This is a genomic window from Acidobacteriota bacterium, assembly GCA_009861545.1.
Classification (GTDB): Bacteria; Acidobacteriota; Vicinamibacteria; order Vicinamibacterales; family UBA8438; genus WTFV01.
In genome coordinates, this window is sequence record VXME01000141.1 from 22,662 (window position 1) to 29,336 (window position 6,675).

The 6,675-nt window shown below is 68.9% G+C and carries 6 protein-coding genes and 1 pseudogene; 4 read left to right on the forward strand and 3 right to left on the reverse strand.

The genetic code is table 11. The features are described 5' to 3' along the window. Window positions 1-19: 19 nt before the first annotated feature. Both F4X11_22115 and F4X11_22120 read left to right on the forward strand, forming a co-directional pair. Window positions 20-2,209 (forward strand): multicopper oxidase family protein, encoded by a 2,190-nt coding sequence (locus F4X11_22115; protein ID MYN67691.1) that lies wholly within the window; start codon window positions 20-22, stop codon window positions 2,207-2,209. A gap of 127 nt (window positions 2,210-2,336) precedes the next feature. Further along, window positions 2,337-3,767 carry an amidohydrolase family protein gene (locus F4X11_22120; GenBank protein MYN67692.1) on the forward strand — a complete coding sequence of 477 codons (1,431 nt, stop codon included), beginning with the start codon at window positions 2,337-2,339 and terminating at the stop codon, window positions 3,765-3,767. A gap of 68 nt (window positions 3,768-3,835) precedes the next feature. Here F4X11_22120 and F4X11_22125 read toward each other — a convergent pair. The 3 genes and pseudogenes from F4X11_22125 to F4X11_22135 all read right to left on the reverse strand — a co-directional run bounded on the left by F4X11_22125 (window position 3,836) and on the right by F4X11_22135 (window position 5,505). Continuing rightward, a pseudogene (locus F4X11_22125) lies at window positions 3,836-4,421 on the reverse strand (hypothetical protein). Between the two features lie 369 nt (window positions 4,422-4,790). Beyond that, entirely contained in the window at window positions 4,791-5,063 is a 273-nt protein-coding gene (locus tag F4X11_22130) for a toxin-antitoxin system HicB family antitoxin (GenBank protein MYN67693.1), read from the reverse strand. Between the two features lie 4 nt (window positions 5,064-5,067). Next, complete coding sequence (locus tag F4X11_22135; protein ID MYN67694.1) at window positions 5,068-5,505, reverse strand: putative toxin-antitoxin system toxin component, PIN family; 438 nt, start codon at window positions 5,503-5,505, stop codon at window positions 5,068-5,070. A gap of 112 nt (window positions 5,506-5,617) precedes the next feature. Between F4X11_22135 and F4X11_22140 the strand changes: the two genes are divergently transcribed. Next, entirely contained in the window at window positions 5,618-5,932 is a 315-nt protein-coding gene (locus tag F4X11_22140) for an aminotransferase class V-fold PLP-dependent enzyme (protein ID MYN67695.1), read from the forward strand. Then, complete coding sequence (locus tag F4X11_22145) at window positions 5,697-6,305, forward strand: hypothetical protein (GenBank protein MYN67696.1); 609 nt, start codon at window positions 5,697-5,699, stop codon at window positions 6,303-6,305. The genes F4X11_22140 and F4X11_22145 overlap by 236 nt, the downstream gene beginning before the upstream one ends. The last annotated feature ends 370 nt before the right edge of the window (window positions 6,306-6,675 follow it).

Here is a 6,675-nt window from a genome sequence, read left to right on the forward strand (position 1 = left end):
TGGGTCAGACTGATCCCCGATGGATTCTCCTCTGCCCGGGGCCGGTGTGACGGCGTCGACTCTCGTGGCCTGCCTTCTGGCGCCGCTGGCGACGGTGGGACAGACCGTCGCGCCGGCCGGGCAGGCCGACGACGGCGCACTCGAGTGTCCCGCGCTGGATCCGCGCGGGCCGGCAGCGGACCCGGACCTGTACTGCATCGAGCTGATCCACGCGCCCGACTTCCCCGGCGCGTCGGGCTACGTCGAGCTGACGCCGTCCGATTCGCCGTTCGGCGCCGCGGTCACCATCGACGGCCATCACCGCTTCGACCTCGCCCTCCAGCTCGCCGGCCTGCCCGACCCGGCGGGGCTCGGCGACTACAGCGGCTACGTGGCCTGGGCGACGACGCCGCGGCTGCGGCCCGTCGTGAACCTGGGGCGGGTAGCCAACGGCCGCACGGCGGTCGGACCGATCGACCTGGACAAGTTCCTGGTGCTGGTCACTGCCGAGTCGGATCCGGACGCGCCGGCGTGGGAGGGCCGCATCGTGCTGCGCGGCACCTCGGCCGGCATGCGCATGGAGCCGGAGGACCTGCTGGCGCTGACCGGGATGGTCGGCGGCGCCGCGCTCCCCCCGCCGGCCCGCGGGTGGCGGCGTCCGCCCATGCACCCGTCGGTGGCGATGATGCCGGGCGTCGGCCGCCTCACCCCGCCGGCCGATCCGTTCCTGCCATCGGCGGCGGAGCCGCTCCCACCGGCGCGCCCGCGGGAGATCGTCCGGCTCGGCGACGGCGCCACGCTCGACCTGGAGGCGGGGCTCGTCGAGCGCACCATCGACGGCCGCACCCTCACGATGTACGGCTTCAATGGGCAGTACCCGGGCCCGCTCATTCACGTGCCGCAGGACGCCACGATCACGGTGAACGTCACCAACCGGCTCAGCCTGCCGACCGCCGTCCACTGGCACGGCATCCGGCTCGAGAACCGTTTCGACGGCGTCCCCGGCCTGACGCAGGATCCGATCGAGCCGGGCGAGACCTTCCAGTACCGCATCCACTTCCCGGACGCCGGGCTCTACTGGTACCACCCGCATCACCGGGAGGACGTCCAGCAGGACCTGGGGCTGTACGGCAACCTGCAGGTGGAGTCGGCCGACCCGGCGTACTTCGGTCCGGCCAACCGCGAGCAGGTGCTGATGCTCGACGACCTGCTCGTCGACGCGGCGGGCCTCGCGCCGTTCGGCCGCGACCGGGCCACGCACGCGATGATGGGCCGCTTCGGGAACCTGCTGCTCGTCAACGGCGATCCGGACTACCGCCTGACCGTCGACCGCGGCGAGGTCGTCCGCTTCTTCCTGACCAACGTCTCGAACACCCGCACGTTCAACGTGTCGTTCGGCGGCGCCCCGATCAAGCTGGTGGCGTCCGACCTGGGCAAGTTCGAGCGGCAGACGCGGGTCGACAGCGTGGTCATCGCGCCGGCCGAGCGCTACATCGTCGAGGTGCGCTTCGACGAGGCCGGCGAGGTGCCGTTCGCCAACCGCGTGCAGGCGATCGATCACGTCTACGGGAACTATTTCGCCGACGACGCCACCCTCGGCACGGTCACGGTCACCGACACGCCGGCCGCGCCGGACCACGGAGACAGGTTCCGCGAGCTGCGCAGCCACCCCGACGTCGGGGCCGACATCGAGCGCTACCGCGACGAGTTCGACCGGCCGGTCGACCACCGGCTGCTGCTGACGCTGGAGATCGGCGACCTGCCGGACCCGCTCGAGCCGCTGCTGAACCTCGACCGCGCGTTCTTCAACCCGGTGGAGTGGAGCGGCACCATGCCGCGCATGAACTGGGTCACCACCGCCGACCGCGTGCGCTGGATCCTGCGCGACCTGGACACCGGCCTGGAGAACGACGCCATCGAGTGGCGCTTCAGGCGCGGCGACGTGGTGAAGATCCGCCTGCGCAACGACCGCGAGGCGGTCCACGCCATGCAGCACCCGATCCACATCCACGGCCAGCGGTTCCTGGTGCTCGGCCGCGACGGCGTGCCGAACGACAACCTGGTCTGGAAGGACACGACGCTCGTGCCGGCCGGATCGACCGCCGACCTGCTGCTGGAGTTGTCCAACCCCGGACGCTGGATGCTACATTGCCACATCGCCGAGCACCTCGAAGCGGGGATGAAGCTGGTCTTCGACGTCGCCGCCGGCCCGCCGCCGGGGCGGCGTTGAGCTTGGTGAGACGGTTCGCCGCCGGCAGCCGCTGATTATCCCGAAGCGCGATCGGGCACGGCGCGGGAGGCGGTTTCGGTCGGACACAGGTCGGGTCGCCGGCCCCGCAGAAGGGTCGTCGACGCAGATGGAGGAATACAAGATGCGGCTTCTCATAGCCACGCTCGCCGTTCTCGTCGCCGCCCTCCCGTGCGCCGCGCAGCCGGCGGACACGCTCTCGGGCGCCGTGCGCCAGTTCGTCGAGATCGGCGAGCCGGTGGTGGCCCTGACCGGCGTGCAAGTGGTGGACGGCACGGGCAGTCCGGCGGCCAGCGGCCGGACCATCCTGATCCGGGACGGCCGGATCGCGGCGGTCGGTCCCGACGCCGAGGTCGACATCCCCGGCGGCGCCCGCGTCCTGGCCCTCGACGGCCACACGGTCGTCCCCGGCTTCGTCGGCCTGCACGACCACACCTTCTACATGACCCGCGGCCGGCGGGTGCAGCTCAACTTCAGCGCGCCGCGCCTGTACCTGGCCAGCGGCGTGACCACCATCCGCACCACCGGCGCCTTCTCGCCCTACAGCGAGCTCAACCTGAAGCGGTCGATCCAGGAGGGGCAGGAGATCGGCCCGCGGATGTTCATCACCGGGCCGTACCTGTCGGGCGCCGGCGCCATGTCGCAGATGTTCCAGGTCAGCACGCCGGAGGATGCCCGCCGCGTCGTCGCCTACTGGGCCGACGAGGGGGTCGACTGGTTCAAGGCCTACACGCGGATCGGCGACGACGAGCTGGCCGCCGCCATCGACGAGGCGCACCGGCGGGGCGTGCGGGTCACCGGCCACCTCTGCTCGGTCTCGTTCCGGGAGGCGGTGGCCATGGGCATCGACAACATCGAGCACGGCTTCTTCACCAACAGCGACTACGTCGCCGGCAAGCAGCCCGGCGTCTGCCCGCCCAACGTGCGGCGGAGCCTGCTGGAGGTCGACCTCGAGGGCGAGGAGGTGGCGGCCACCATCCGCGAGATGGTCGAGCAGGGCGTGGCGATGACCTCCACCCTGCCGGTCTACGAGCTCGCCATCCCCAACCGGCCGCCGCTGGAGCAGCGGGTCCTCGACATGCTGGCCCCCGGCGCCCGCGACGAGTACCTGCAGTCGCGCGCCGACGTCGCCTCGCGCGACGACGCCCCCATGGCCGAGCTGTTCCCAAAGGCGCAGGCGTTCGAGCGGATGTTCGTCGAGGCGGGCGGACTGCTCGCGGCCGGGGTGGACCCGACCGGCATGGGCGGGGCGCTGCCCGGCTACGGCGACCAGCGCAACTACGAGCTGCTGCTCGAGTCCGGGTTCAGCCCCGAGCAGGTGATTCAGATCATGTCGCTGAACGGCGCCCGCGTGCTGGGCGAGGACGAGCGGCTCGGCTCCATCGAGCCGGGCAAGCTGGCCGACCTCGTCGTCATCGACGGCGATCCCGTGCGCCGGGAGGCGGAGATCCGCAACGTGACCCTGGTCTTCAAGGAAGGCGTCGGCTACGACGCGCCGGCGCTGGCCGAGTCCGTGCGGGGGCTCATCGGGCTACGGTGACGACAACCGACGCGCGATGAGGCCGCTTGGAGAAGCCCAGTCTGGGAAATTGCCATGCGGTGAAGATCTCAGGCGGGTGCGGTCTCGAAGGCGACGATGTTGCGGGTTTCCCGGCTGAACTCGACGCCGATGAGGTGGACGGGCCGGCCCGAGGCCCGGTATGTCGCCGCGTAGTCCCGCTCGCGGAGCTGTGCGAGGGCGGCGCCGGAGGGCTCCTGCTCCGCCACCTTGCACTCGAACAGGTACACCTGCCCTCCGCAGCGCACGGCCAGGTCCACCCGACCCCGGTTGCTGCTGTCCTCGGCGGCCACTTCCATCCCGGCCGCTGCCAGGTGCGAGTAGAGAACGCTCGCGTAGTACCCCTCGTAGCGGGCGATCTCGTTCCGGGTGTGCCACTCGTAGGGGATGGCGTCGAAGCACGACCGGATAGAGCGCCTCGATCCCCGCGAAGTCGTTCGCCGCGAACAACTCCCGCAGGCGTGCTCCCGACAGCGCCCGCCGCGCCGGCGTCACCGCGCGCAGCAGTTGACGATTCAGGCTCTGCCGTACCTCGCGGTTCGGGTACCCCAGGCAGTACACGGGTCCGTCACCCTCGTCCCTTTCGTCCACGATCGTCAGGTATCCGCTCTGGAACAGCAGCGCCTCGGGCGCCATCTCCTCGACATCGAACGCGGAGAGCAGGTCGGCGTCCGCCGTCATGCCGTCGAGGTCCACGGAGAGGATGCCGCGACGGCGCAACACCTCGATCAGGAAGCGCGGTGTCGCGGTGCCGAACCAGTGTGGGTTGAAGTCCCGCGTGTTGAAGAAGAGCAGGATGTCGTAGGGGTTGTAGACCCGCTCCCCCCCACGCCAGTTGTATCCGTTGTACCACTCGCGTATGCGCTCCCGGTCGAGTCCCGGAAGCTCGGGCGCGAACACCGCGTGTAGCAGTTCTCCTCCCGGATCTTGCGGAAGGTCTGGATGCCGAGCGGCAGCTTGCGTCTCACCGGGGCCTCTCCCCGCTGGTACTCGCGCCCTGCCATGTCAATCTCCGGCGCCCCGAAGCGCCTCGCCGGTTCGGCGTTTCGGCCCATCCCCGCCGTCGAACCCCGCGTCGAGCTTGTCGAGAACCCGCAGTCCGTCCTTTACGGATCCCCGCGCAGCCAGCGCGCGGAAACGCGTCTCCGCGTCGTGCTGCGTGAGCGCCATGGTGCAGAGCTCCTCCATCAGCTTGTTCACGCTGATGGCTCGCCCACGGGCAAGGGCCTTCATGCGCGCGTGCGTATCGTCGGGCAGACGGATGGTGAGTGTCGACATGGCGTCAGGTCTCCGCAATCAGGCTGCTCGGGGTCAGGACGCGCAACTCGGGGAAGTGCAGTTCCGTCCGTTCGAAGTCGCGCGTGTTGTGGGTGACGATCGCCTCGGCACTCCCGGCGACGGCCAGCTCGACCACATGGTTGTCCGCCTCGTCGGGCAGATTCGGCCGCCACAGGTAGTACACGCGCACCCATCGGCAGCACGCGGCCATCGCCGCCCACAGGGCATCGCGCTCCCCGTCGGAGACCGGTGAACGGATGAACAATTCCGATCGCGACAGCACCGACTCGTACTCCGTGAACAGCCCCTGTCCCATCAGCGGCTCGTATCGACCCTGCAGGCAGCGTCGCAGAACCTCTCGGCTCGCACCGGCCGGGCTTGAAACAGCCGCGACGAAGACGTTCGTATCCACGACGATCCGCAAGGGCCGATGATAGCGCATGTGCTGTCGCCGGCGTGTTCGGGAAACGCCTTTTTCTCTTCTGGTCGAGGGCCGGGCACGGTATCATTCCCATTGACGAGACTCGGCCGGATCCGTTCCGCGTGGCGCCCCAGTGAAGACGCCCATCTACCTCGACTACGCCGCGACCACCCCGACCGATCCTGCCGTTGTCGCCGTCATGTCCCGCTACCTTGGACCGGACGGCGTGTTCGGCAACCCCGCGTCGCGGTTCCACAGCTTCGGGCGGGACGCCGAAGAGGCGGTCGAGCAGGCGCGCGTCCACGTCGCGGACCTCATCAACGCCGATCCGCGCGAGATCGTCTGGACCTCCGGGGCCACCGAGTCGGACAACCTCGCGATCAAGGGCGCCGTCGCCGCCTGCGCCGAGCCGCGACGAAAAGAGCTGCGATATTCCGAGCATCGTTAGCCCGTGTGCTCAGTTGGCTCAAGAGGACGTGACCGTCATTCTCGTGCCATACGATGCGAAGAAGGCGCGCATGATTTTCACGCGGGTGAATCGTTACGCGAAGCCAACGACGACCGGACAGAACATCGTTACGGACGATGACGACGTGGTCGCTGTCTTGTCCAGGGAAGTGGCAAACGATCTTATTGGCGGCCGGCTGACGAAGTACACTAGCAACACTCTCAGGCCGAAGGACGCTGAATTCACGACACTTGCCATAATCTATAACTGCACGGACGCTATTGTCACAAGCAGTTTTCCTGGTGGAAAGCTGGACAAAACGCAATTTCCGGAGGATGAGCGAAACAATCTCGCCCTGCCGACATTGAGTTGATACGGGCGGGGGATTCAATTCTCTGGAGCCCAACAGACGCCGCGGGGAGGACAAGGCGCTCGTCGGGGTCCTCGATGGCGTCGACGACGTAGCCGAGATTCATGATGTCGGCGGGCGTGCTTTGTCCGGCGGTTGGCGGTGCGATCGGCTCGCGTGGTGCTCACGGGGAGCGCTGAACCCGGATCCATTGCACCGACGCGCACGGTAGAGGCCACGCCGGATTCGTCGACGATGCGGAAGGCCCACGCTGTAGAAGCCGCCGCGGGTCAGTCGGCAGTGTCGGCGCCCTTGATGGCGTCGATGACCAGCGCACGCAGCTCGCGGATGTCTTCCTGCAGGTCGTCGAAGCGGGCGTTGACGTTGGCGTTGA

Coding starts and splice junctions, on each gene's coding strand:
- F4X11_22120 (MYN67692.1), top strand. CDS start 2,337: ATGGAGGAATACAAGATGCGGCTTCTCATAGCCACGCTCGCCGTTCTC.
- F4X11_22115 (MYN67691.1), top strand. CDS start 20: ATGGATTCTCCTCTGCCCGGGGCCGGTGTGACGGCGTCGACTCTCGTG.
- F4X11_22130 (MYN67693.1), bottom strand. CDS start 5,063: ATGTCGACACTCACCATCCGTCTGCCCGACGATACGCACGCGCGCATG.
- F4X11_22135 (MYN67694.1), bottom strand. CDS start 5,505: ATGCGCTATCATCGGCCCTTGCGGATCGTCGTGGATACGAACGTCTTC.